This is a genomic window from Clostridium sp. CTA-5 (assembly GCF_054768135.1).
This window is the reverse complement of record NZ_BAAAAT010000011.1, coordinates 79,534-106,222: the sequence shown is the minus strand read 5'-3', so window position 1 is coordinate 106,222 and position 26,689 is coordinate 79,534. Positions and strand designations below refer to the sequence as shown.

The window sequence follows — 26,689 nt, the reverse complement described above, 5'->3', positions numbered from 1 at the left end:
TTTATATTGCCATTTATTAACTGTAAGTTTATAATAAAGATAAACAATTAGTTTAAGGAGTGTTTAAATGTGTTAACTGAAAATATTAAGAGGTTAATGAACGCTAAAAAAATCACATCTAAAGAGCTAGCAAAAATTATAGGAGTAACTCCTACTCATATAAGCTATATATTAAATAATAAAAGAGATCCTAGTCTTGAATTATTAAATAAAATAGCTGCTGCTTTAAAAGTTCCAGTTGAAGAAATCTTTGAAAGTAATAGCAATAAAGAGAAAAATAGTTCTTTACAAAATAATTTTAGTAGTGAAAAACAAAAACAAATTGATACAGTTGCAGCACACTTAGAAGAAAAAAATTTAACTCCACAAAAATTAAAATTACTTAATGACTATATAGATTTACTATTTAATGAAGAATTTTAATGCTCTAAATGACAAAACTTTTCTATTAACTTAATCTATAAACAATGTATTTATAGATTAAGTAGTGAAAAGCTCTGTTAAATTATTTTTCTAATTACTGGAGGTTTAAGAAATGAGTTATGAAGAATTACTAATTAAAGCAGAGGAAAAAGGTATTGAGGTTAAAGAAGTAAACATGCATCCTTCTTTAAAAGGATTATATAGAAATAATAAAATTTTAATAAATTTAAAACTTGATACTAATATAGAAAAGAAATGTATTCTTGCAGAAGAGATTGGGCATCATGAAACCTCTTCTGGAAATATCCTTGATAACAAAAATATTGTAAATAGAAAACAAGAGCTTAAAGCTCGTAGATGGGCCTATGAACATATTATTAAATTATCTGATTTAATTAAAGCTTATGAACATGGTGCTATTACTAGTTTTGAAATTGCAGATTATTTAAACATTACTGAGGAATTTTTAAATAATTGTATTATTAATTATAAAAAACGCTATGGTTTTAGCGTCGAATTTGAAAACCATTTCATATATTTTTATCCATACATTAAGATTATAAAAAAGAATACTTTTAATTATTCAGTTATTTAAAATATATTTCAAATCAAATCTTTCTATTATTTTGATAGTCTTTATAATTCTAAAATCAGACATTATAAAATAATTAGCATTAAAAAATCTACATCTAACAAATAATCCATAATTATATTATTAGGCGTATTTTTTAATATAACTTATGCAAAATCATCATTTAATTTATTAATAATAAACTATAAACATTTGTATAATAGTTATCAACAATACTTGTTGATACTTCTTTTTATAATATCTATTTTACTTTAAAAGAATAAAGACATCTCATTATAACTCTTAAAATATTATTATAACTTTGTATAAAGCTACGGCTATTTACACACACTAAATGTATAGAGTACTAGAAATAATACTTACAAAGGAGATTTAATTTATGCCAAAAACAACTTATAAGAAAAAGATTAAAAATGGTACAGAATATTACTTTTATAGATTTAGACATGACAATTTAAGAACGCCCAAAGATATATATGCTTCTACAGTAAAAGAACTTGAAAAGAAAATTAAAACACTCACTACTGAACTTGATAATAATATAGTTAGTAGTAAAGAATTCTTTGATACTTTCTTTACTGAATGGTTATTTAATGTTCAATTTTTACATTTAAAACCCTCTACACAAACTTTATATGAAAGTGTATATAGGGTTTATATTAAAGATTGTGAGTTATCAGATATTAGAATAAAAGATCTTTGTGCAGTTGATATTCAAAAATATTATAATAACCTACTAAAAAAAGGCGTAACCCCTCATACAATAGTCAGTATCAATAAATTAATACTTCCTTGCATTCGATATGCTTATAACACTAATCTAATAATAAAAGATTTTACTTCTGCAATAGTACTTCCAAAAGAAGATGAAAAAACTAGGTTATCTAAAGATAATAAAATTCATCCATTTACCATAGAAGAACAAAAAAAGTTTCTTAATGTAATAAAAGAAAATCCTTATGAAATTATATTCTTAACAGCTCTTTATAGTGGATTAAGACAAGGAGAATTACTTGCACTTACATGGGATGATATAAACTTTAAAGAAAGATTTATAAATGTAAATAAGACAGTAGCAGAAGTTGCTGATGTAACCCCTGAAGGACGTGGAAGATTAAAAAGAGCACTACAAACACCAAAGACTAGTAGCAGTATTAGAAAAGTAGATATCCCTAAATTTTTACTCTCAAAACTAAGATTACATAAATTAAACCAAGCACAAAATAAATTCAAAACCAGCAAAAGATATGAAGATAATAATTTAGTATTCTGTAATAGATATGGAAAATTTATAAATAGCAGAAAACTAAGGCAAGTTTTTAAAGATATCTTATCAGAAAATGATATAGAAACAAGAAAATTCCATGATCTACGTCATACATATGCTACACGCTTATTTGAACTTGGAGAAAGAGAAAAAACAGTACAAAAGCTAATGGGCCATAGTAATATTGCAGTAACAATGAACACCTATACTCATGTCCTAGATGATATAAAAGAAAAAGCTGCATCTAAATTAGATGGCTTGGCAGAAATGATGGAGACCGTTTAATGAACTGTCTCCTCCTTAATAGTCATTATAAAATATTATAAAGATATTTATTTATAATTATGTAATTAATTTTTATTATCTATTAGTTATACGCTTGCTTTTATATTCATGTAATATTCCCATATCAAAAATATCTTTAAGCTTTCCAGTTTCTCTATATTCTTTCATAACATTAAATGCATGGCTTGAATATTTATGATTTGCAATAAAATTATTTATTTTAATTTCTTTGTCATTTAACCCAAATTTAGATAATACCTCATTTAATCTAATAACCTTTACTCTCATAAATTTCTTCACAAACTCTTTACTACCCTTATCGTCAGATAATATTATAGATATTCCTAGAACTGCTGCGTAAATTATTGATACCTTTTCGCCTAAATCTTCTCCTAAAACATATTGTTTCTTAACATTATCATAAATTATATTTTCATTTCTTAAATGTTTATTTATTATCTTTACAATATCACTATTTTGTTCAAATAAATTTATTATCTTAGCTTTACCTTTCTCTCTATTATCATTTATTACATTAAAAGCTTTATTAAAAGCAAAATTTAAATCAACATTTTTATTTTGTGATAATTTCAAATTACTGCAAATTTCTTGGTAAACGGCATCAGTAAAATTTATTATTTTATAATATTCAAATAGTTCACTATATTTTTTACATTTACACAACTTAATAATTAAATCTGAATCACATATTGGATACTTATTAACCACCTTTATCCCCCTCCTATATTAATCTTCAAAAAAATTTAATATTTGATTATATTCATAATCATCAATTAAATTTTTTTGAAGACTCTCTTTTAAATCACTATTAAATAAAGCTGGCAATACAAAACTCTCTTTTATTAAATTTAAATTAGTATATTTTTTAGTTTCACTAACTATTTGTTGCCTATATTTTTCTGAAGTATATGCCATTTTAAATTTTTCTTCAGGCTTTGGTAACATATCATAGAATTTTCCCCATTTTAAATCACTCTTAGATGATGTATTATTAATAACATACACTATTGATTGGAAGCTCACATTAAATTCTTCCTGCAATTTTACTATATCCAGCATATTTAAACTTCTATTTTTACTTTTTTTTAAATTTTTAATTTTCTTTGCTAATAAATCACGAGGTATAATCAATCTACTTGCAAATTCTTCAGCTCTCTTTTCAATAGGAGAACTCATTCTATTTTTATAATAACTTGCTGATTCATCTGATTTTTCAAATAAAATATGATATAATTCATGGGCTACTGTAAATAATTGTCTTCCTATCGGTTCTTTAGTATTAACATATATACAAATATATTTTTCATTTTCTTTTACTGAATTTTTTATTATTGTTAATCCAGATATTTCAACATCATTAGGAAAACTTAAAATATAAAACCCTGGTTTATTTTCTAATATATTAAATAAATCTAAAGGATAATCTTCTTCCTTATTACCTATATTAAATTCTTTTTTAAAAATTTCTACAAATTCTTCTATATCATAGTCATTATAATTTAATAAAGTTTTACCCAATAAATATTTATTAAATGTAGTTTTTTGATTTGCATTATTTCTTCTATGCTTAATCATTTGATCATACAAATAATTTAGTATTTCTATTAATTGATCTTCACTATCGACAGCTCCTCTTGCACTTACACTAATGTCGTCTTGAACTTCTCTTGTTAATTCATCTAAAGAAATATCTAGAAATTCTTCTAGAAATTTATATATATCATAATTGAAGTATACATCTCCCGTTAAAACAAGATTTACTTCATCTTCAGATAAAAAATATTGCTTATATTTTTCATATAATGAATTAAGATTCAAATTTAATTCTTCCATTTTTTCTTTTATCATTATAGATAATTCCTTATTTGTATAGGCTTCTCTGGAATTTATAATTTTTACTGGCATTTTATCACCTAACCCAATTAAATTTTTTATTAATAAAATCTAAAATATTTTTTTCATCAATATCATTTACTTTACTATTATCATCCTTTTTAATTTTAAAACTTTTATATCTATTATTTTTTTTAGCTATAATACCAATACTTTTTAACTGTTTATTAAAATTTTTATTCTTATTCTCATTAAAAGACAATATATATATTTCATTGTTAATTTTTAAATATACATTTATTATTTTTCTAGTTAAACTTTTTATTTCTATATTTTCAAATTCATTCTTCATATTTAAAATTCGTAATCTATACATATTACTTTCTGATTGAAATTTTTGAATTTTTGTATATAAAATTCTTTTTAGTTTATATTCCATAATTTCTTTTATATTAATAATTTCATTATCAATTATAAGTTTAGAAATAATATCTTTTTCTACTTCATTAATTATAGTTTTACTTATATTAGAATATTTTTGTATCATACCTGCAAAAAAATATGGGTATATTGACTCACTTAAATTATACCTTTTAGATAATTCCTTTATTTCTATGACTTTATCATATTTAATCAATGATATTAAAAAAGCTCTTAATATACTTGAATTTATATCTTCTATATTATATTTATCTTTCCCATTTATTACTATATCATATAATTTTCTATAGTTATTTAAATATGATTCTTCAGATATTTTATTTTTTATATCTTCACCAATTTTTATCATAGCGAATTTTATATTAGTATTTTTACATAAATTATTTGTTATAATATTAAATATGATTAATTCATTATTTGAACACTTAAATATATTGTTAGAAACAATATAATATTTATTATTTTTATCTATCTTTAAAAAACTATTTCCACTAATTTTTAATTCCTTTTTTATATTCTTTTTTCTTATTAGTTTTTCTTTTTCAAAACCTTTTTTTATATTACCAATATAAAATTTATTTTCCTTTAAATTTTTAACGTATTTTTCTAATAATATTATTTTAAAATATTCTTCTCGTATTTTATTATTAGATATAATACTTGATTTATTTTTAAATAAAGAATAGTAAATAGCACCTAAAATTCTATCATATAAATTTATATTCAAATACTCCTCTTCAATCAACTTATTTTTATCAAAATCATTTGGTTTATATTTATTTTCTGAATATACAAAGCTATAGTTTTCATCTAATACATATGCATTTTTTATAAAATTTTTCATATTTTTAACTTCTGATGTTATCATTGTTCTTGCAGAAATTATTTTTTTTATTTTATCATTTAAAAAAATAATTATTCCATCAGCAATACTAAAATTTTTAGGATATATAGATACACTTTCATTTACTTGAATAAAGTTTTTCTTATCCTTAATTTCAAATTTAATAATAAATTCATCTTCTTTTATTTTAGGAATATTATTATAAAAAGTTATATATTCATTATTTATATCAAATCGACTTTCTTTATAGTTATAAATTCGTTTATAATTCTCTACAGGAAGTAAGAATTGTAAAGAAAATATATTATTAAAATTTTCAATTTTACTTGCAAAATATATCTCCATTTAGTTAATCCTTTCATTATATAAATTTGAACTAATATTTATCATAAACTCATTTAATATTCCATGATAAGTTATATATAATCTACGTTTGGCTCTTGTGCATGCTACAAATAGACTATTTCTATATTTAAGTTCATCATTCTTTTTTGTTGCATATACCTTTTTATTATCACAACATGTTACAAATACTGTGTCAAATTGCAATCCCTTAGAACTATGATATGTTAATATTGTTGGATTGTCTATATCATTAAAATTTAATGTTTTAATATCACTTTTTAATTTATATTTGTATCCATAATTATTTTTTTCAAAGTATTCAGTTGCATTCCTTATAGATTCTTCATTATTAACAAATATACCTACATTTCTTAAATCATATTTTTTTATTGTATTCATTATAAAGTTAAGTTCATCATCCAATTTATTACATTTTACCATTATTGGTTTATATGTTATTTCTTTATTATAACAATTATCAATTAAATCATTTCTTTCAATAATACACTCTGCAAATTTCATTATTGATTTTGATACCCTATAATGTTTATCTATATTATAAGTATTATTATTTATTTTTTTCTTTATCATATTTTTTATTTCTGCCATTGATATTCTATCTTTATATAAAGTTTGTCCATCATCTCCAAAAAACATTAAATTTTTTATATTATTATTTATTTTTACTATAAGATCTCTTTTCATATCTTGTGATTCATCTACTAATATATATTCTATTTCATCATTACAAATTTTTTCTTCAAAATCTTTGCTTTCTGAACTAAGTATATTTAAGTTATCTATTTTTATATTTTCTACCATTTCATCCTTATACATTTCTATCGTATTCTCTAATCCATTTTTTATAAATTCCATCAATGCTAGTGTATATACTACTAATGTAATCTTTTCTGATCCATGTAATGCAATTAATTCCAAAAATTTATATGTAGCTAAAACAGTTTTTCCTGATCCAGCAGGTCCTTCAACTGTAAAATTATATGTATTATCATTTAAAATAGTATTCTGAATTCCCTCTAACTCTTCTTTGGGTATTAACCATACATCTGGAATTTCCCTTTCTTCTTCAAACATTTTCTCTAATTCATTTTCTTGTAGTCCTACTGCCATTTTTATCCTCCCCATAAGCAATTCTTCTAAATAATTATACCATCTATTTCATTTATTCACATTATTTACTATAATTATTATATAAAAACTTCTCGCCAATACTTATCTTAAGTATTGGCGAGATTATCAGTTTTATATATTAATACTTATTTATATTTGTATAAATATTAGTTCAAAAATTTGACTTATAGATTAATAAAAAATTTCAAAATTTCCAGCACATTTTAAACTTAACTCGTACAATTTTGCCCCTTTTTTTGCCCCTTATTGCCCCTCACAAATGAGTATTAGCTAGTACATGTTAATATTACCCACTCTGCAAAATAGCTCTATAAGCCGTTTTACAAGGTAGCTTGTCTTTTAAAATAAAAAAAGCCGTAGCACAACGTGCTACGACAATTCTGGCAGGGGCACTAGGATTTGAACCCAGAACCAATGGTTTTGGAGACCACTACTCTACCGTTGAGCCATACCCCTTTAAAGACAATAATTATTATATAACATAATTATTAAAAAATCAACTGTTTTCTACAATTAAATCTGTTAATACTTCTACATTATATAAAATTAAGTCATCAAAAGACATATTCCCATCATATTTCCATAAATTCACTACTGCATATTTAGATAAATCCATACTTGTTTGTTCTGTACCATCTTTTAATATAACAAGTTTATTTTTATCCAAATTATTAATTTTTACGAATTCAGATATTTCATGATTATCAAGTTTTAATACATTTAACCCTAAATCTTTAGTTAAATAATCAAAATTATTATTCAATGTTAAAAATGTATAGCTCTTTAAACTTTCTATTTTTTTCGAATAAACTTCTAGTCTATCATTTAATTCTTTTATTGCATTATTATAATTTTCTTCATAATATTCTCTATTTTCTGGGTCTCTATCTTGAATTGCAGCTTTAACATTATATAATGCTATTTTATAAGTTTCTATCCCTTCAAAATAATAAGGATTTTCCTTAGATGATCCATTTACATCATAATTTAAAAGTCTCATTCCTCTAGATAGATTTATTATTCCAATATTACCTTTTTCAAGTTCACCAATAAAACTATTTGCCCACGGTTCAAAAGTTGTACCTGTATATATAAACAGGTCCATATTAGAAACATTTTCAATAACGTCTTTAGTATATTTAAAATCTTTAATATTCTTCTCATCTGCAAACATATATTGTACATTATGTTTATCTTTCACAATCTTTTTTACCATTTGATATTGTGGTTTATTAACTGTCATTATATTTAAATATCTATCTCTCAAATTCTTTGGATTATTTTCAGTATTCGCTAACAACGGATTAGAAAATAAACCTATTCCTAATGAAAAAGCAATTGTTATCACAACCATAACAAATGTTATCTTTTTCAAATTATTCACCTCCGAAAATTTCTTAAATTCTCTTTATTTTAATGTATATATTCTAAATTATAAAAAACTTGTTACCTATTATATTTATATTAACGAACAAACTTTATTGAAATTTATATAATTATTAAAAAATTAATATAATTTTTAGTTATTATACTAAAATATAATAATACATTACATATTCTATTATATCAATTAATAAAAAAAAGTGTATACAAATTTGTTACAATTTTATAGTATAATTCTTTTATGATTACAATAATAAAATTTTGTTTACAATTTAAAGTATAAATTTACATTAATTTTGTTTTTGTTTTATTATAAATCTTGGTTATACCTTTGCTTTTATAAAAAAATTTGGATAAAATAAAAAGATGGTATTAATTATATGTTTTTATATACTCACTTAGAAAGGAGTAAGTAATTAAATGGAATTTAATGTTTATAGTATAGATGATACTACTAAATTAGGGACAAAAATAGGTAAATTAGTGAATGCTGGTGATATAATTTGTTTGACTGGAGATCTAGGTACTGGTAAAACACATATTACAAAGGGTATAGCACTTGGATTAGATATAAAGGAAGATATTACAAGTCCAACCTTTACAATTGTAAATGAATATGAAGATGGTAGATTAAAATTAAATCATTTTGACGTTTATAGAGTAAATGATCCTGATGAAATTTATGCAATTGGATTTGATGATTATATTTTTTCTGAAAGTGTTTCTATTATTGAATGGGCAAATTACATTGAAGAAATTCTACCAGACGATTTTTTACATATAAATATAGAAAAAGATTTAAATAAAGGTGATGATTACAGAAAAATAACGTTAACACCTTATGGTAAAAGATATGAATATATTAAGGAGTTGGAATTATGATTATATTAAGTGTGGACTCATCTTCAAAAGTTGCTACTGCTGCTTTAATGGATGAAGATAAACTATTAGGAGAAATTACATTAAATGATAAAAAAGAACATTCTGTTGTATTGATGACTATAATTCAAGATTTATTAAAAAGCAACAATCTAGATATTGACGATATTGATGGTTTTGTGGTTTCTAAAGGCCCTGGATCTTTTACTGGATTAAGAATAGGAATGGCTACTATTAAAGGTTTAAGTTTTGGAAGTAATAAACCTTATGTTAGTATATCTAGCTTAGATGCACTTGCATTTAGTGTAGCCTCATTTGATGGAATTATCTGTCCTATAATGGATGCACTAAGAAATAATGTATATACTGCATTATATAAAACTTGTAATGGTGAATTAGAAAAAATAATGGATTATTCAGCTATTGATATTAATGAATTAGTTGATATGCTTAATTCTAAAGGAGAAAAAGTTATGTTTATTGGAGATGGAGTACCAAATAACAAAGAATACTTATTAGAAAATTGTTTAAATTGTAATTTTCCATCAAATCATTTAAATATAATAAGAGCTTCTTCTTTAGGAGAATTAGGAATAAAAATGCTAAAAAACGGTAACTACGATGATCCTAATTCTGCTCCATTTTATCTAAAAAAACCACAAGCTGAAAGAGAATATGAGCAAAGGATGAAACTAAGTAATGCAATTACAAACTAGTTTATTAAATGAAGAGGATATTGATGAAGTATTAGAAATTAGTTCTTTAAGTTTTTCAGTTTGTTGGAGTAAAAAATCTTATTTAGACGAATTATCTAATCCTTTAGCTACTTATATTGTTGCAAAAATTGATAACAAAGTTGTAGGTTTTGCTGGTGCCTGGCTAATACTTGATGAAGCACATATAACTAATATTGCAGTTCATCCTGATTATAGAAAACAAAAGGTCGGTTCTGAATTATTGAAAGCTTTAATTGATTATACTAAAAATAAAGGATGTAAATCATATACTTTAGAAGTACGTGCAGGAAATATTATTGCTCAAAACTTATATCATAAATTCGGTTTTAGAGAAAATGGTATAAGAAAAAATTACTATGAAGATAATAAAGAAGACGCTATAATAATGTGGCGTATAGATAAAAAACAGTAAGAATTTTTTAATCCTTACTGTTTTTCTATATATATGTTCTAATTAAGTTAATACATTTATAATCTTTTATATAATTTTTATAGAAAATTGTATCTTTAATTAATAATATCTAGTTAGAAGCATATATATCATAAATTTTTCTATATAAGTTCCTCACTATAGTTGGTGGTAGTACTATTTATAAATATTCTAAGATTTATATTAATAAACAAACTTTATTGGAACTTATATATTATTGTATTATTGTTTTCTTATTATTTTTTTGACTTCCAAAATTAGAATCAACTTTAAAAATAGAAACTGATACTTTTTTATATAAAATATATGTTAATACTGAAACTAAAATTGATTTTATTCCATTAAAAGGTAGTAATCCCCAGGTAACATATTTTAACAATTCAGCACTTTCTAAATTCATTCCATATGCTGGTAATAATAGGTATACATTAGCTAATATTCCTACTATTTCAATACAAACTCCACCTAAAATCATCCCTAATATGGCAGTTTTTTTACTTTTATTTCTATTGTACACTATACCCGCTGGTAATATTAATGATGCTCCTATTAAAAAGTTTGCAAGTTCTCCTACAAAACTGCTCTGACTTCCCTTTATTAATAATATCAATATATTCTTTATAAATTCTATTAGTACTCCTACTAATGGTCCAAATCCAAAGGCTCCAAGCAATGCTGGTACATCACTTAAATCTATTTTAAGCCATGGGAAAATTGGAATTACTGGAAATTCAAAATACATAAGTATAAGTGCTATTGCTGATAATAAAGAAATTTTAATTAATTTGTTTGTGCTTTTATTCATTTTTTGCCTCCCAAAAGATTATCTCCTCGGTGTAGCTTATTAGGTTTTTGATTTTAATATCTTATTAGCTTTATATGCTTTCTTTTTTATTCTTTAGATAATCTCTCTACATTTTTAAACTAATTTTAATATAGCTTATCCACAAATTTGACTATATAGTTTTCTAAATAATAAAAAAATCACTAAGCGACTGTGGAGCGTCGATTTTTTTTAGCCATGCACCCTTTCCAAACGTAGTGCAGGAATAATGGTGCGGCATATGATTATTTTTTATTCTTTAGTTGGTACTTATAATACCTATAAGACAAGATATTCTAGAGGTTATCCACAGATTTTAAAGTATATAATTTCCTAAAGAATAAAAAAAACCTGATGTAAAACACATCAGGGCATATACTAAAAAAATAAGAAAAAAATCTTAATTCCTAATAGGTTACCTTCTTTCATCCAGACTATACTGTTGGCTTCGGAATTACACCGAATCTGCTTAAACTAAGCTCGCGGGCTGTACCGCCAGTAGGGATTTTCACCCTGCCCTGAAGATATATTTTTAATTTTCATTACATTTTTATTATATAACTTTGTTATTATTTTGACAATACTTATATATTAATTAAAATTTTCTCATTTAAATGTAAGCTATCTTTTAAATGAATGTTTATACTACAATATCAACACTACTTTGAAAACATAGCGTAATTCTAAAATAATAACTTATTTTTATTATTCAGTTATATTTACCATCCATTTCTTAGAATACATTAATTTAAGTCCAATTATTAATCTTGCAAGCTCCTCACTTGATAATAGTAAGTAAACCCATTGTATAGGCAATTTAAAAACAAATGCTGCTATAAATCCCATTGGGACCCCGATTCCCCAAGTTCCAAACATATCTAAATATAAGGTATATTTAGTTTGTCCACCACTTCTTAAAATTCCTCCTCCAATAATCATATTTGAAACTTTAACCCATAATACTATTGCAAACATTATTAAAAGTTTAATTGTATAATCCTTCAGATCATCAGATATATTAAATATAACCACATATAATTTAGATGATATTACTAATAAAATTCCAAAAATCATTGAACCAACAAAACCTAGCTTAACAAATTTTTTCGAATATTTAAAAGCCTGTTCATTCTCATTCTTACCTAATTTATTTCCTACCATAATTCCTGCTGCAACACTAACCCCTGAGAAAAAACCTATACTTAAATTTTGTATTGGATATGTTAATGTCATTGCAGCAACTTCCGATGTACCCATTCTTCCATATACAATAGAATACATTGTTTCGCCTACTGCCCATAAAAATTCATTTATTAAGATTGGAGTACTTATAACCATTATTTTTTTTATAAATTCAACTGATAAATCAGATATTTGTTTTAATTTAAATGCTCCTGGATACTTTTTAACATACACATATATAATAATTATTAATATTTCTATAGTTCTAGTTATAGTTGTAGCATAAGCAGTTCCTTGTACTCCCATTTTATTAAATCCTAATTTACCAAATATAAAGATATAGTTTAGAAAAGTATTCATTACTATTCCAAATATTCCTGCAAACATTGGTAATTTAACATGTTCTGTACTTCTTAAAACTGATGAATACATAGTAATTAAAAGTATTGGTATATATCCAACTGCAGTAATCCTAAGATAGTCACTTCCTAGTTCTATTATTTGTATATCTTTTGTATAACAAGCTAGAACTTGATGTGAAAAAAATAATGAAAATATTGAAAATATTAATGTTATAGCAAGTCCAACAAATAAATTTCCTCCAAATGAACGTGCTATATTCTCCTTATCTTTTTTACCCCAAAATTGAGATACCATAATAGAAGTTGCTCCACCAATAGCATTTAAAGTTATTATAAAGATATTAGGAAATCTAGAGCCTAAACCTACAGCTGCGATTGCATTTTCTCCAAGTTGTCCAACCATAATTTGATCGATAATACTCAAAGAAGCTTGAAATAAACTTTGAATAGAAACTGGTATTGCGATTGCTAGCATAGCACTTAAGTATGTATTATTATTAAATATTTTCTTGACCATTTTTTACCCTTCTTCCCCTTTTGTAATAATAGTAGTACTACATGTACTACTATTATATAGTAAAACTTTCATCTTAATATGTCAATATTTTGAAGTAATTTTTTTATAAATTTATCTTATAAAAATTATAAAAGCTGTCTTAAAAACATAAAAATGTTTTTAAGACAGCCATTATTTAAAATGCTAACTTAATTATATTTCATTGCTTAAGATATTTTTATCTTTCTTTTCTTTATAAACTAAAAATATTCCTAAGCATACAAGTATTAATGCTATTAATATTTTGATATCAAATATATTTTCTCCAAGGAATATTGCAGATAATAATGCTCCAAATACAGGCACTAAAAAATTGAAAACTGATATTACTCCAACCTTATTGTATTTTAATAATTGTGTCCAAACAGCAAATGATACTGATGATAATAAAGCCATATATACCAATAATACTGTAGAATTAAAAGTAAATCCTGTTAAGCTTCCACCTAAAATATATCCTAAAATTATTAATATAACTCCACCTATAAATAATTGATAACCTGTAACTATAGACGCATCCTTATTTTGCGTAATTTTTTTCCCATATATTGCAGAAGCTGCAAAAATAATTGCTGCAATCATCATAAAACCTTCACCCTTAAATGTGAAAGAATTTCCTGCAACTGATTGTCCATTTAAATTGACAATAACTACTCCGAGAAATCCTATAATACAACCTGATATTTTATTAAAATTCAGTTTATCATTTTTATAAATAAAATGTGCTAAAATAATACTCACAAAAGTACCTGTTCCATTAATTATAGAACCTCTAACGCCTGTAGTATACGATAAGCCTACATAAAAAAATATATATTGAAGTGCTGTTTGCATTGAACCAAGTAAAGTTATTTCTCCAAATTGTTTTATAGAAAAATCAAATATGCTTTTCTTTTTCACTATTTCTAATAATAAAACTAATATTCCTGCTAATGCAAATCTATATCCAGCAAATATAAGTTTAGATTCTATATCATTTGAATTTATATTAAATAGTGAATATCCAGCTTTTATCGCAGGATAAGCACTTCCCCATAGTATGCAACATAGTGTTGCTAACAATACAATGTTTCTTCTGTCCGTATAAAATGTGTTTTTCTTCATTTAATCCTCCATTTCTAATATATGAATGCAAAATATTATAGCCATTATATTATACGCCTTAACATTATAAATTTGAAATATTTTATTCTATAATTGTTGATAAAAAAGAAATGGAATTTTTAGTTAAAATATGTGTGGAATGTATAAAAGAGATTTTAGAATAATATTATTTTCTAATATAAAAATATAATATATAATCAACTTTAATTTATTATTATTTGTTTAAATTTATGTTATTCTATAGTAAACTTTGATTATAAACAATATTTAAAAAGGGAGATAAAATCATGATTATAAACGAAATTATAAAACCAAATTTTCATACTGTTAATATAAATGATTCTATAGATAATGTATTAACTTCTATGGATAATCTTAATATTAATGGTATGCCAGTTGTGGACGATAACTCAAAACTAGTAGGTATGGTGGTTAAAGCTGATATATATAGATTTATGGTTCAACCTGGACACTACTCTAGTTGTCCTGTTGAATGGGTTATGTCTAAATCAGTAATTATTGCACAAGCAAATGAAGATTTAATAACTGTAGCTAACCGTTTAAGAAAAAATGAGATTATTGCAATGCCTGTTCTTCAAGATGAAAAACTTGTTGGCATTATTACTATTGAAGATTTATTAGACTATTTTTTAACTAATAATAACTAATATAATAAAGGGGCATCTCGAAAGCAATATACTATATCTCGAGACACCCCTTTTTCTATCTTTATATAATTAAAATTAATAGTTTTTAGTTCTATATTTATTTATCTAATGATTCATCAATATCTTTCATAGTTAAAGATATTCTCTTTCTCTTTTCGTCAACTTCTATAATAGCTACCTTTACTATGTCACCAACTTTTACTATATCTAATGGATGCTTTACAAATCTATTTGCCATTTGGCTCTTATGAACTAATCCGTCTTGATGAACTCCGATATCTACAAATGCTCCAAAATCAGATACATTTCTAACTGTACCAGCTAAGACCATTCCAGGCTTTAAATCTTTAATCTCTATTATACCTGTTTTAAGTATTGGTTTTGGCATTTCTTCTCTAGGGTCTCTTCCTGGTTTCTTTAATTCTTTAATTATATCTTTTAATGTAAGCTCTCCAACTTCTAAGGTATCACTTAAATTTTTTAACCCTTTAGCTTCAGCTCTTTCTTCAATATCTGTTAAATTGTTATTTTTTAAATCTTTCTTATCATATCCTAATAATTCTATTAATTTCTTAGCTATATCGTAAGATTCTGGATGAACCGCTGTATTATCTAATGGTTCCTTACTATCATCAACTCTTAAAAATCCAGCACATTGTTCATAAACTTTTTTACCTAATCTTTTTACTTTTAATAATTCTTTTCTTGATGTAAACTTTCCAACTTCTTCTCTGTACTCAACAATATTTTTAGCTATAGTTGCATTTATACCTGAAATATGATTTAAAAGTGAAGGAGTTGCTATATTTAAATCTACTCCAACAGTATTTACTGAATCTTCTACTACGCCTGCTAAAGATTCTTCTAACTTCTTAGGAGTAACATCATGCTGATATTGTCCTACCCCTATTGCTTTTGGATCTATTTTTACTAATTCAACAAGTGGATCTTGTAATCTTCTTCCTATTGAAATTGCTCCTCTAACTGTAACATCCAAATCTGGATATTCTTTAGTTGCAAGTTCAGATGCTGAATAAACTGATGCTCCCGCCTCTGATACAATTACATAAGCTAATTCTCTTCCTGTTTCTTTTTTTATTTCACTTATCATTTCAGCAATTACTTCTTCTGATTCCCTTGATGCTGTACCATTTCCTAGTGAAATTACATCAACATTGTGTTTAGCTATAAGAGCCTTTAATGTTTTTTTAGTCCCTTCAATATCTTTTTTAGGCAATGTTGGATATACTGCTGTATTTTCCAAAAATTTTCCTGTAGCATCTAATATAGCAATCTTACATCCTGTTCTAAATCCTGGATCATATCCCATAACTACTTTACCTTTTATAGGTGCTTGCAGTAATAATGCTTTTAAATTCTCTTTAAAAATTTTAATAGCACCCTCTTCACCAATATCAGTTAATTCACTTCTTATTTCTCTTTCTATTGAAGGGTAAATTAATCTTTTTAATGAATCCTTTATTGCATTTCTTAATTGTTCATCTAAAATTGGATTTCCTTTTAATATGTTTCTTTCTAAATATGTTATAATTTTTTCTTCATTTATGGTAATCTTAACATTTAATATCTTTTCTTTTTCTCCTCTATTAATAGCTAGTATTCTATGTGGAGGAATTTTATTAACTGCTTCAGAATAATCATAATACATTTCATATGGAGTCGGCTGATCAGAATCTCCTTTAGATTCTATATTACCCTCTTTTATAACCAATTCTCTTATATATTTTCTATACTTAGCTTCATCTGATATATTTTCAGCTATTATATCTAAAGCTCCCTGTATTGCTTCTTCGCTATTTGCTACACCTTTATCTTCACTTATATATTTTGAAGCCTCAGCATATATATCTCCATTAAAAATTCCTTCTTTAATTAGTTCTGCTAAAGGCTTTAATCCCTTTTCTTGTGCAATTATAGCTCTTGTTCTCTTTTTAGGTTTATATGGTCTATATATGTCTTCTACTTCTGTTAAAGTAGTTGCTTTTTCTAACGCTAACCCTATTTCCTCAGTAAATTTTTCTTGTTCTTTAATTAATCTTATAACATCTGATTTTCTTTCTTCTAAATTTCTTAAATAATTAAGTCTTTCAAATAACTTTCTTAAAACTTCATCTGAAAGTCCTCCAGTTGCTTCTTTTCTATATCTAGATATAAAAGGAACTGTATTCCCATCATCTAAAAGTTGTATAACATTTTTGACTTGACTTAATTTTAATTGTAACTCTTCAGATAATCTTTCTTCTATTGATTTCATTGAATCCTCCTATATGTCCATATACATTTTTAATAATGTCTTTAATTTAAACAACATTATTATTTTATTTAAATTCTAATTATTATTATTTTTAACATTAAATAACAACATTAATCTAAAACTAGAATTAATAATATAAATTATATGATATTATTAAAATCCTTAATAATATTATAACTTATTTATAGTAACAACAATATTCCTATGTATGTTTTTAATATATTTATTTTTCTATATTGCCCTTATGTAAACCTAATTGTATAATTATATTGTAAATATTTGGAAAAGGTGGTGTGTTCATGATTAAAGTTATAAATAAAATTACCTCGTTTTTATTATTATTTTTTATTTTAGTACTTTTATTAAATAAAGTTAAAGTAATCAATTATTCTGAGGATTTGAAAAATATATTTTATTTTTTAACTATTATTTTAACATTATTTTCATCTACTAATGTAGTTGTAACAAGTAAATCAGGCTTTTTAAAATTTATTAATGCTATTATTATATTGGCTTTAATAATGGGTGGTATATTATCAATTTTAAAACCTGGACTAAATATATATATTTATATTTGTTTACTTTTAACTTCAATATATTGTACACTTGATATTTTTTATAGAAAAGCGTAAATCACCTTATGAAAAATAGTTAATTAAACCTCCTAAAAATATTTTTATATTATTTTTCACAAATGTATCTAAAATAAGGCATATGAATAAAAATAATGAGTCCAAAATACCCTGATTATTTTTCATTAGACAAGGAAGTGGATTTGCCTCATAGCTATCCTATTAGACAAATTTACTGACGCAGTATAATGGAAAATAGGCTTGGTAGATGGACTTGTTATTTTTTTGATTATGCCTAATAGCCATTTACTTTTTAAAAATGGTTATTATTTTTACATATTATTAAGATAAAATTCATATTGTTAAATAATAATTAATAAAATCTACTATATAAAATAATTTATGAGAGGTAAAATATGAAAAAATTTATTTATCATAGTAGTCTATTTGTATTATTTATCTGTTTAACTTTTTCAGTATTTATACAAACTACATACTATCACTTTAACCCTTCAAATGTTAAATATAATATTAAATTAATCTCATCTAATGAATATGAAGGCAGACTTACAGGAACATGTGGAAATGAAAAAGTAGCTTCCTTAATAGAAAACTTCTTTAAAAATAATAAAATTTTACCCTTTAACAATAGTTATAAAGAAAGTTTCGAAGTAACAACTCCAATAAAAAATAATAAAACTCCAGAACTTAAAATAGCTAAAAACAATACCCCTTTGCATGAATATCAATATGGAGTCGACTTTAAAGAAGACATGCTAAATTTTAATGAAAACTCAGTTGTTTTCACAAAACAAGATACAGTTGATATATTGCCAAGTTCATTAGTAATTAAACATAATGATAAAAGGTATCTTTTTTATGTCTCATTAAATAAAGACTTTTCTTTTAGAAGTTCTTTTAATGATGATGCACCATATGAGTTTTCTATTGCTATAACTACCGAATTGTTTAATGATATTTTAGATTCTTTAAGAAGTGATAAAGAGATAATTGTGACAATTCCTTATTCTGAAGAAAAATGTATTACATCAAATATAATCGGTAAAATAAAAGGTTCCTCTAAAGATTTACCCCCTCTTATTCTTACTGCTCATTTTGATCACATAGGTGTAGATAATTTAGATAATTATTATAATGGAGCTTTAGATAATGCTTCTGGTACAGCATTTTTATTGGAACTATCTAAAAACTTATCTAGTTTTATGAAACCCAAAAGAGATATTATATTTGTTGCTTTAACTGGAGAAGAATTTGGACTTTTAGGTTCTTCACACTTTACCAATGAATATAAAGATTTAATAAAAAATAGTAATGTAATTAATTTTGATATGATAGGTGCACCTAATACTCCAATATCATTAATGAGTGGATCATGCAATAAAGATAATGGGAGTGAACTTTTAGATTCTTTAAAAGAAATATGTGATAAAAAAAATATAGATTATAAGATAACATTTGCTGATTGTAGCGATCATGCTAGTTTTGCAAAAGAAGGAATAGACTCTGTAACATTATGTCATTCTGATACATCTAAAATTCATACACCTAATGATACAGTAGAATTTATAGATACATCTGCAATAAACGAGGTTTATTCAATCGTTGAAGATGAAATTTATAATTATGCTTATAATGATTTTATACTATTTTTATATAATCCTAATTTAATTTTATTTTTATTTATAGCTTTTATTATAGTATTCTTTTTTCCTACCTTTAAAAAGAAACTAAAAGTATATATTAATAAGAAAAAACTTAAATAATAAAATGACTATCTCAAATATATAAATATATTTTTTGAGATAGTCATTTAATATTTACTACACTCTGCCTCTATCAATGAATTTTATACTCTAATATCAATAGTATTTTAAAACATAGTATATTTTTAATTATTGTTTTAAATAAGCATTAATAAATAAGTCTATTTCTCCATCCATAACTGCATTAGTATTTGACGTTTCAACATTAGTTCTATGATCTTTAACTAGACTATAAGGATGAAATACATAAGATCTTATTTGACTTCCCCACCCCATATCTTTTAATTCTCCAGTTAAATCTTCTATTTTTTCTTTATGCGCTCTTTCTTTTAACTCTATCAATTTACATTTTAACATAGTCATAGCTGTATCTTTATTAGCAAATTGACTTCTTTCATTTTGACATTGAACAACTATACCAGTAGGAATATGTGTAATTCTTACTGCGGAATCTGTTTTATTTATATGTTGCCCACCTGCTCCTGATGCTCTATAAGTGTCAATTTTAATATCATCTGATTTTATCTCAATATCTTGTTCCTTTGTTATTTCTGGCAAAACTTCCATAGATGCAAAAGAGGTTTGTCTCTTACCATTTGCATTATATGGAGAAATTCTAACTAATCTATGAATCCCTTTTTCTGCTTTAAGATATCCATATGCATACTCACCTGTTACTTTTAAGGTTACACTCTTTATTCCTGCCTCATCACCTTGAAGCAAATCCAGAATATCTACTTTATATCCTTTCTTTTCACACCATCTTGTATACATTCTTAATAACATTTCTGTCCAATCATTTGCATCGGTTCCACCAACACCAACATGAAGTGTTAATATAGCATTATTTCTATCATATTCTCCTGATAAAATTATTTCTATATTATAATCATCAATTTCTTTTTCTATTTCCTTTATAGTATTTATTATCTCTATAGAAGATTCTTCATCATCTTCTTCCATAATTTCTCTTAATACTTCAATATCTTCAACTTTTGATTGTAAATTTTCTACTCTTTGAATTTTATCTTTTATTCTTTTACTTTCTTTAGTAACCTCTTCTGCTCTCTTGACATCATCCCAAAATCCATTTTCCTGCATTTGAAATTCTAATTCATTTAGTTGTTTTTCTAATGATTCTTTGTCAAAGTGAAACACTCATTTCAACTATAGATTCTTTTAAGTTAGAAAGTTTCATTAATTCTTTTTCTAATTCAATAATCATCTACTTCACCTCTTTCATTGATTACATATAACTTTATTAAATATATCTAATTAGATTAAGTTTTTAACTTACTTATTCACTTGTATTTATATGTTTTGTTATTATCCAGAAAAACTTTATCATACTATTAATATAAAAGATATATTTTTATATTATGAAAGGTTGGCTTATGCCAACCCTTTCAATAAAATTAATATACTTTTAAGCTTCTCTACCACAACAATTTTTAAATTTCTTTCCACTTCCACATGGACATAAATCATTTCTTCCGAATTTTTGTGGATTTCTAACTGGACCTACTGGAGCTGATGGTGAATCACCATGAACCGCTCCTGTTTCTTTAACAACTCTTTCTCTTTCCGGAGCTTTTTCTACTCTCACATGGAATAATAACTTAATAGTTTCTTCTTTAATAGAATCAATCATTTCTTCAAACATGTCGCTACCTTCCATTTGGTATGCTTGAACAGGATCTACTTGTTTGAATGCTCTTAAGCCGATACCTTGTTTTAAATTATCCATATTATCTATATGATCCATCCATTTAGTATCAACCGCTCTTAAAAGTACAACTCTTTCTATTTCTCTTAATCTTTCAGAAGTAAATTCTTTTTCTTTTTCTTCATAGAACTTAACTGCTGTTTCATATAAACTTTCTGCTATTTCATCTTTTGAAAGATTTTCAAGTGCTGGTAAATTCACAGAATTTGGTGGTATACATAAATCATTTAAACTCACCATTAAATGTAAGAATTCTTCTCTACAATCTTCTGCTTCACCCTTTATATGAGTATAAACAGCATCTTTTATTACATCTTTCAACATATGTAATATTTCTTCTTTTACATCTTGACCTTCAAGAACTTCTGATCTTTGTTTATAGATAACTTCTCTTTGCTTATTCATTACATCATCATATCCTAATAATGTTTTTCTGATATCAAAGTTATTACCTTCAACTTTCTTTTGAGCATTTTCTATTGATTTAGAAACAAGTTTACTTTCAATTGCTTCATCATCTTCTAAACCTAGTTTATCAACAACACCTTGAATTCTTTCTGATCCAAATATTCTCATTAAATCATCATCTAATGAAATAAAGAAAGTTGATTCACCATTATCTCCTTGTCTACCAGAACGTCCTCTTAATTGGTTATCTATTCTTCTTGATTCATGTCTTTCAGTACCTATAATTTTAAGTCCACCTAGTTCAGCAACACCTTCACCAAGTTTAATATCAGTACCTCTACCAGCCATATTAGTAGCTATAGTAACCATACCTTTTTCTCCAGCATGAGTTATTATTTCTGCTTCTTGTTCATGGAATTTAGCATTTAAAACTTGATGTTTTACGCCTCTTTTCTTAAGTCTACTTGAAATTAATTCTGATTTTTCTATACTTACTGTACCAACTAACACTGGTTGACCTTTTTCATTGGCTTTTATTATTTCTTCAATAACAGCTTTTATTTTTCCATCTTCAGTCTTAAATACTAAATCTGGATTATCTCTTCTAGCAATAGGTCTATGTGTTGGAACCACAATAACGTCTAATCCATATATTTCTCTAAATTCACTTTCTTCAGTTAAAGCTGTACCTGTCATACCTGATAACTTTTGATACATTCTGAAGTAGTTTTGGAATGTAATAGTAGCTAAAGTTTTAGATTCTCTTGCTATTTTAACTCCTTCTTTTGCTTCTATTGCTTGATGAAGACCATCTGAGTATCTTCTACCTTCCATAAGTCTTCCTGTAAATTCATCAACAATTATTACTTCGCCATCCTTGACCATGTAATCTTTATCTCTTCTCATTGCATAGTTAGCTTTTAAAGCTTGAGTAACATAATGTTGTAACTCTATGTTTTCAGCATCAGCATAATTATCTACTTTGAAAGTTTGTTCTGCTTTATTAACACCCTCATCTGTTAACATTACTGCATTAGCTTTTTCATCTATTGTATAATCTTTTTCTTTTACTAACTTTTTAGCAAAATAGTCTGCTACTTTATAGAATTCTGTAGATTTTTCTCCTTGACCTGATATTATAAGTGGAGTTCTAGCTTCATCAATTAAAATTGAGTCAACTTCATCTACTATACAGAAGTTTAAAGCTCTTTGAACTCTTTCTTCTTTATAAATAACCATGTTATCTCTTAAGTAGTCAAAACCAAATTCATTATTTGTTCCATAAGTTATATCTGAATTATAAGCTTCTCTTCTTTGATCATTATTTAAATCATGAATAATAACCCCTGTTGTTAATCCTAAGAATCCATATAATTCTCCCATTTGTTCTTTATCTCTTTTTGCAAGATAATCATTAACTGTTATTATATGAACGCCTTTACTTGCTAATGCATTTAAATATGCTGGTAATGTTGCAACAAGTGTCTTACCTTCACCTGTTTTCATTTCAGCTATTCTACCTTGATGAAGTACAATTCCTCCAATAAGTTGTTCATCATAATGCTTCATTCCTAATACTCTTGTTGATGCTTCTCTAACAACAGCAAATGCTTCTGGTAGAATATCATCTAAAGATTCTCCATTGTTATATCTTTCTCTAAATTCAGCAGTCTTTGCTTTTAACTCATCATCTGAAAGTTTTTGCATTGCTTCATCTAGGGCATTTATTTGATTAATTATAGGTCTAATCCTTTTTACTTCTCTTTCACTATATGTTCCAAATACGGCACTTAATAATCCCATAATGTCATCCTTTCAAATTACATATTTTGATAATAAAAGTGTAATTCTTTTACTACAAATCGTACATTCTGTAATTATAACATTTTTCATTCATTGTTTTCAATAAAATTTACAATTTTTGTTGGAGATATAATTAATTTAAATATTACAAATCCCCCTAGTTTTACACTAGGAGGATTTTTAAGTAACTTATCTATATTCAGGATCTAATAAACCATAATCTCCATCTTTTCTTTTATAAACCACATTAACTTTACTTGATTTTGCATCTTGATATACAAAAAAATTATGTCCTATTAATTCCATTTGAAGAATAGCTTCTTCAATGTCCATTGGCTTAACTCCAAATTTCTTTCTTCTGACAAGTTTTGATTCATCCTCTTCTTTAGGTAATAAATCAACTATTTCCCCATATTTTAAAGATTCATGTTTTTTTCTTGACAATTTGGTTTTTTGTTTCCTAATTTGTCTTTCTAATTTATCTTCAACCAAATCTATGGCTGTATACATGTCTGTATTTGATTCTTCTCCTCTTAATAAAACTCCATTAAAAGGTATCATAACCTCTACTATTTGCCTGTTTCTTTGAATGCTTAATGTTGCTTTTGCTTCTATATCAGAATCAAAATATTTTCCTAATTTAGATATTTTCTTTTGCACCATTTCTCTTAATGCATTAGTTATTTCAATATTTTTCCCTATAACTGTTACTTTCATAAAGTCCAGCCCCTCTCTGTATAAAAACTTTTATAGACAAAATATAGTTTTATTAATTATATTCTACTACGTATTAATAAAGTTAACAAGGGTAATTTTCTGAATTTACTGAACATTATGCCATTTTTATATTTTTTTCAAATTCTATAAATTTTTTCCTGTATATTGCAAAAAAAATATAAAAAAAGTAAAGCTAGTTGACCTGGTTTTTGCCCCCACACCCGCCTGCTGGAGCTTTTGCTACTAGAAATTAATCCCTCACTACTAACCCTCTCATTCTTCATGAATGGCAGGACTCACTTCTATACCGCACCATGCTCATTAGATATTTTATCTAACTTAAGTGGATCGTTTTGCCTGCGACTAGCATCGACTTTCAACCACAAACCTAGCTTTACAATAATATTATATATGACTTTTGGCTAAGGTCAATAGTTTTATTTCTTTTGCGCCATATTTTTTTAATAAATTATAACCTTCATTTATTGTATTTCCTGTAGTTGTAACATCATCTATTAATATAATTTTTTTATTTTTTAATTTAACATTATGTTTTATATTAAAAGCTCCTTTAATATTTTCAGCTCTTTCTTGTTTCTTTAAAGTTTTTTGTTCTTTCGTCTCTTTAACTTTAATTAATGTTTCTAAATATTCAACACATAAATCTTTTGATATTATTTTTGCTAAATATTCACATTGATTGAACCCTCTAATCTTTTTAGACTTTTTTGAAATAGGTATATACGTAATTATATATTCTTTATAATTAATATTTTCAATTAAATATTGTTCCAAAAGTTTCGCTAATATATTCCCAGCAGTAAAATTACTTTTATACTTAAATTTAAGTATTAACTCTTTTAATGCTCCTCCATAATATCCATAGCTTATTATATCATCGTTTAAATAGTTCTGAGTTTTCTTAATCTTACTCTTACAAGTATTACATATTCCAATACAATCCTCGGTATTACATAAAATACAATAATTTTCTATAGGATAAATTACTGTACATATTCCCTCACATATACTATTTATAATCTTATTAAATTTTTTTCCCATATCTTTTTATTAAATTCTCTTGCCAAATCTTTTGCTTTATCCATATCTTCTGAAATGGTATTAGAAACTAATATTATTTCTGGTAAATCAGTATTTATTTTTCCTATTTTACCACATAAATATATTAATTTTTTATACGTATACCTTTTATTATCACAAAATAAAATAACCGCATTGTTAATAAGGCAATATTCACTTAACTCCTCTAATTTATTACTTATTATAAATATTGCCTTATCTTTATATTTTGATACTCTTTCACATTTTTTTATTTCTTCTTGCTTAGAAACTTTAATTACTTTAACTTCTTTCATTATTAATTGATTAGTAAAATAATCATAAACTAAGTTTAATGTTTCTTCATTTGGCGTGTATATAGCAATTTTATCTCTGTTTTTTGCAAACCATTTTAAATATTCATACAAATTATAAGGGATATCTGTATTTAAATTTATTCTTGTTGTTAAAATTCTTGGTTCTACAAATGGTTTTTCATAATTATAAGATGATACTTCTATTGTTTCTCCACTTAACCAATTTTTTTCTATTCCATAATAGATTGCTTTTTTACCTAACCTTAAACATAACTCTACTTTTTTTCTTGAAGTTATATTATCTATATTGGAAAAGTACGTTATATCATCTAATATTACTAAATCATATTCACCTTTAATTAACGGTAAAGCTCTCTCATTTACAAATATTAAGTCTGTAGCACCATTCCCACCCTCAATATATGAATAACTTATATTTATATTAATCTCTTTTAATAAAGTTATTAATTCTCTATTTTCTCTATTATTAGACCATACATAAAGAACCTTGCCACCTTGTTCTGCAACTTCATTTATTATATTAGCAAAAATATATGATGTATTAAAAGGCACAGTAAGTATTGTTAATAATCTTATATTCTTCTTATACCAATGAGCTATTTTACTTATTGCATAATTAAGTTCTTCATGATTAAAATTAATACTTTTGCTCATTTAAATACGCTCCTTTTTTTATTCTG

Annotated in this window: 23 protein-coding genes, 1 tRNA gene and 1 riboswitch; of the genes, 9 read left to right on the top strand and 15 right to left on the bottom strand. The window is 25.0% G+C overall.

Annotated elements, in window-relative coordinates; all coding sequences use genetic code 11:
* Positions 1–69: 69 nt before the first annotated feature.
* The 3 genes from ACYUET_RS16405 to ACYUET_RS16395 all read left to right on the top strand — a co-directional run bounded on the left by ACYUET_RS16405 (position 70) and on the right by ACYUET_RS16395 (position 2,567).
* A complete protein-coding gene (locus ACYUET_RS16405; protein ID WP_460281414.1) occupies positions 70–423 on the top strand; it encodes a helix-turn-helix transcriptional regulator in 354 nt (117 codons plus the stop codon).
* 112 nt (positions 424–535) lie between these two features.
* Entirely contained in the window at positions 536–1,018 is a 483-nt protein-coding gene (locus tag ACYUET_RS16400; protein WP_460281412.1) for an ImmA/IrrE family metallo-endopeptidase, read from the top strand.
* Positions 1,019–1,394: 376 nt separating this feature from the next.
* Positions 1,395–2,567: a tyrosine-type recombinase/integrase gene (locus ACYUET_RS16395; protein WP_460281410.1), complete on the top strand. Its 1,173-nt coding sequence runs from the start codon at positions 1,395–1,397 to the stop codon at positions 2,565–2,567.
* Positions 2,568–2,642: 75 nt separating this feature from the next.
* On the opposite strand, the gene ACYUET_RS16390 is transcribed toward ACYUET_RS16395, so the two are convergent.
* The 6 genes from ACYUET_RS16390 to ACYUET_RS16365 form a co-directional block, all read right to left on the bottom strand.
* Positions 2,643–3,296, bottom strand: a complete 654-nt coding sequence (locus ACYUET_RS16390; RefSeq protein WP_460281408.1) for a hypothetical protein — start codon at positions 3,294–3,296, stop codon at positions 2,643–2,645.
* An 18-nt stretch (positions 3,297–3,314) separates the two neighbouring features.
* The gene (locus ACYUET_RS16385) at positions 3,315–4,493 is read right to left on the bottom strand and encodes an ImmA/IrrE family metallo-endopeptidase (protein WP_460281406.1); all 1,179 of its coding nucleotides are present in this window, start codon (positions 4,491–4,493) and stop codon (positions 3,315–3,317) included.
* 4 nt (positions 4,494–4,497) lie between these two features.
* Positions 4,498–6,051, bottom strand: coding sequence for a hypothetical protein (locus ACYUET_RS16380; protein ID WP_460281404.1), 1,554 nt, complete (start codon positions 6,049–6,051; stop codon positions 4,498–4,500).
* Positions 6,052–7,182 (bottom strand): 3'-5' exonuclease, encoded by a 1,131-nt coding sequence (locus ACYUET_RS16375; protein ID WP_460281402.1) that lies wholly within the window; start codon positions 7,180–7,182, stop codon positions 6,052–6,054.
* Positions 7,183–7,584: 402 nt separating this feature from the next.
* A tRNA-Trp gene (locus tag ACYUET_RS16370) sits at positions 7,585–7,659 on the bottom strand.
* Between the two features lie 40 nt (positions 7,660–7,699).
* A complete protein-coding gene (locus ACYUET_RS16365; protein ID WP_460281400.1) occupies positions 7,700–8,578 on the bottom strand; it encodes a metal ABC transporter substrate-binding protein in 879 nt (292 codons plus the stop codon).
* A 428-nt stretch (positions 8,579–9,006) separates the two neighbouring features.
* Between ACYUET_RS16365 and tsaE the strand changes: the two genes are divergently transcribed.
* From tsaE to rimI, 3 genes are read left to right on the top strand one after another with little or no spacing between them, the layout of a single operon-like run.
* Entirely contained in the window at positions 9,007–9,468 is a 462-nt protein-coding gene (gene tsaE / locus ACYUET_RS16360) for a tRNA (adenosine(37)-N6)-threonylcarbamoyltransferase complex ATPase subunit type 1 TsaE (protein ID WP_460281398.1), read from the top strand.
* On the top strand, positions 9,465–10,181 hold the full coding sequence (tsaB, locus tag ACYUET_RS16355; RefSeq protein WP_460281396.1) for a tRNA (adenosine(37)-N6)-threonylcarbamoyltransferase complex dimerization subunit type 1 TsaB: 717 nt from the start codon (positions 9,465–9,467) through the stop codon (positions 10,179–10,181). Before tsaE ends, tsaB begins: the two co-directional genes overlap by 4 nt.
* Complete coding sequence (gene rimI / locus ACYUET_RS16350; RefSeq protein ID WP_460281394.1) at positions 10,165–10,614, top strand: ribosomal protein S18-alanine N-acetyltransferase; 450 nt, start codon at positions 10,165–10,167, stop codon at positions 10,612–10,614. The genes tsaB and rimI overlap by 17 nt, the downstream gene beginning before the upstream one ends.
* A 232-nt stretch (positions 10,615–10,846) precedes the next feature.
* Here rimI and ACYUET_RS16345 read toward each other — a convergent pair whose 3' ends face one another.
* The 3 genes from ACYUET_RS16345 to ACYUET_RS16335 all read right to left on the bottom strand — a co-directional run bounded on the left by ACYUET_RS16345 (position 10,847) and on the right by ACYUET_RS16335 (position 14,659).
* Positions 10,847–11,437 carry an ECF transporter S component gene (locus tag ACYUET_RS16345; protein WP_460281393.1) on the bottom strand — a complete coding sequence of 197 codons (591 nt, stop codon included), beginning with the start codon at positions 11,435–11,437 and terminating at the stop codon, positions 10,847–10,849.
* A 431-nt stretch (positions 11,438–11,868) separates the two neighbouring features.
* Positions 11,869–11,985: riboswitch (FMN riboswitch) on the bottom strand.
* A gap of 175 nt (positions 11,986–12,160) precedes the next feature.
* Positions 12,161–13,516, bottom strand: a complete 1,356-nt coding sequence (locus ACYUET_RS16340; protein ID WP_460281391.1) for an MATE family efflux transporter — start codon at positions 13,514–13,516, stop codon at positions 12,161–12,163.
* 192 nt (positions 13,517–13,708) lie between these two features.
* Positions 13,709–14,659, bottom strand: a complete 951-nt coding sequence (locus ACYUET_RS16335) for a DMT family transporter (RefSeq protein ID WP_460281390.1) — start codon at positions 14,657–14,659, stop codon at positions 13,709–13,711.
* Between the two features lie 287 nt (positions 14,660–14,946).
* Here ACYUET_RS16335 and ACYUET_RS16330 point away from each other — a divergent pair, with 287 nt between their 5' ends.
* On the top strand, positions 14,947–15,327 hold the full coding sequence (locus ACYUET_RS16330) for a CBS domain-containing protein (RefSeq protein ID WP_460281389.1): 381 nt from the start codon (positions 14,947–14,949) through the stop codon (positions 15,325–15,327).
* A gap of 97 nt (positions 15,328–15,424) precedes the next feature.
* Here ACYUET_RS16330 and ACYUET_RS16325 read toward each other — a convergent pair whose 3' ends face one another.
* A complete protein-coding gene (locus tag ACYUET_RS16325; RefSeq protein ID WP_460281387.1) occupies positions 15,425–17,602 on the bottom strand; it encodes a Tex family protein in 2,178 nt (725 codons plus the stop codon).
* A gap of 299 nt (positions 17,603–17,901) precedes the next feature.
* On the opposite strand from ACYUET_RS16325, the gene ACYUET_RS16320 reads away from it, so the two are divergent.
* Both ACYUET_RS16320 and ACYUET_RS16315 read left to right on the top strand, forming a co-directional pair.
* A complete protein-coding gene (locus ACYUET_RS16320) occupies positions 17,902–18,234 on the top strand; it encodes a hypothetical protein (protein ID WP_460281385.1) in 333 nt (110 codons plus the stop codon).
* Positions 18,235–18,590: 356 nt separating this feature from the next.
* The gene (locus ACYUET_RS16315; protein ID WP_460281383.1) at positions 18,591–19,958 is read left to right on the top strand and encodes a M28 family metallopeptidase; all 1,368 of its coding nucleotides are present in this window, start codon (positions 18,591–18,593) and stop codon (positions 19,956–19,958) included.
* A gap of 129 nt (positions 19,959–20,087) precedes the next feature.
* Here ACYUET_RS16315 and prfB read toward each other — a convergent pair.
* From prfB to ACYUET_RS16290, 5 genes are all read right to left on the bottom strand, one after another.
* Positions 20,088–21,183 (bottom strand): peptide chain release factor 2 gene (gene prfB, locus ACYUET_RS16310; RefSeq protein WP_460281381.1). Its coding sequence is split into 2 segments (ribosomal slippage): positions 20,088–21,104 and positions 21,106–21,183, totalling 1,095 coding nucleotides; the frame shifts between segments, so codons are not numbered across the junction.
* Between the two features lie 201 nt (positions 21,184–21,384).
* Positions 21,385–23,895: a preprotein translocase subunit SecA gene (gene secA / locus ACYUET_RS16305; protein ID WP_460281379.1), complete on the bottom strand. Its 2,511-nt coding sequence runs from the start codon at positions 23,893–23,895 to the stop codon at positions 21,385–21,387.
* 189 nt (positions 23,896–24,084) lie between these two features.
* Positions 24,085–24,612, bottom strand: a complete 528-nt coding sequence (hpf, locus tag ACYUET_RS16300) for a ribosome hibernation-promoting factor, HPF/YfiA family (RefSeq protein ID WP_460281377.1) — start codon at positions 24,610–24,612, stop codon at positions 24,085–24,087.
* A gap of 405 nt (positions 24,613–25,017) precedes the next feature.
* Positions 25,018–25,674 carry a ComF family protein gene (locus ACYUET_RS16295; RefSeq protein WP_460281375.1) on the bottom strand — a complete coding sequence of 219 codons (657 nt, stop codon included), beginning with the start codon at positions 25,672–25,674 and terminating at the stop codon, positions 25,018–25,020.
* Complete coding sequence (locus ACYUET_RS16290; protein ID WP_460281373.1) at positions 25,647–26,663, bottom strand: hypothetical protein; 1,017 nt, start codon at positions 26,661–26,663, stop codon at positions 25,647–25,649. The genes ACYUET_RS16295 and ACYUET_RS16290 overlap by 28 nt, the downstream gene beginning before the upstream one ends.
* Positions 26,664–26,689 lie beyond the last annotated feature (26 nt).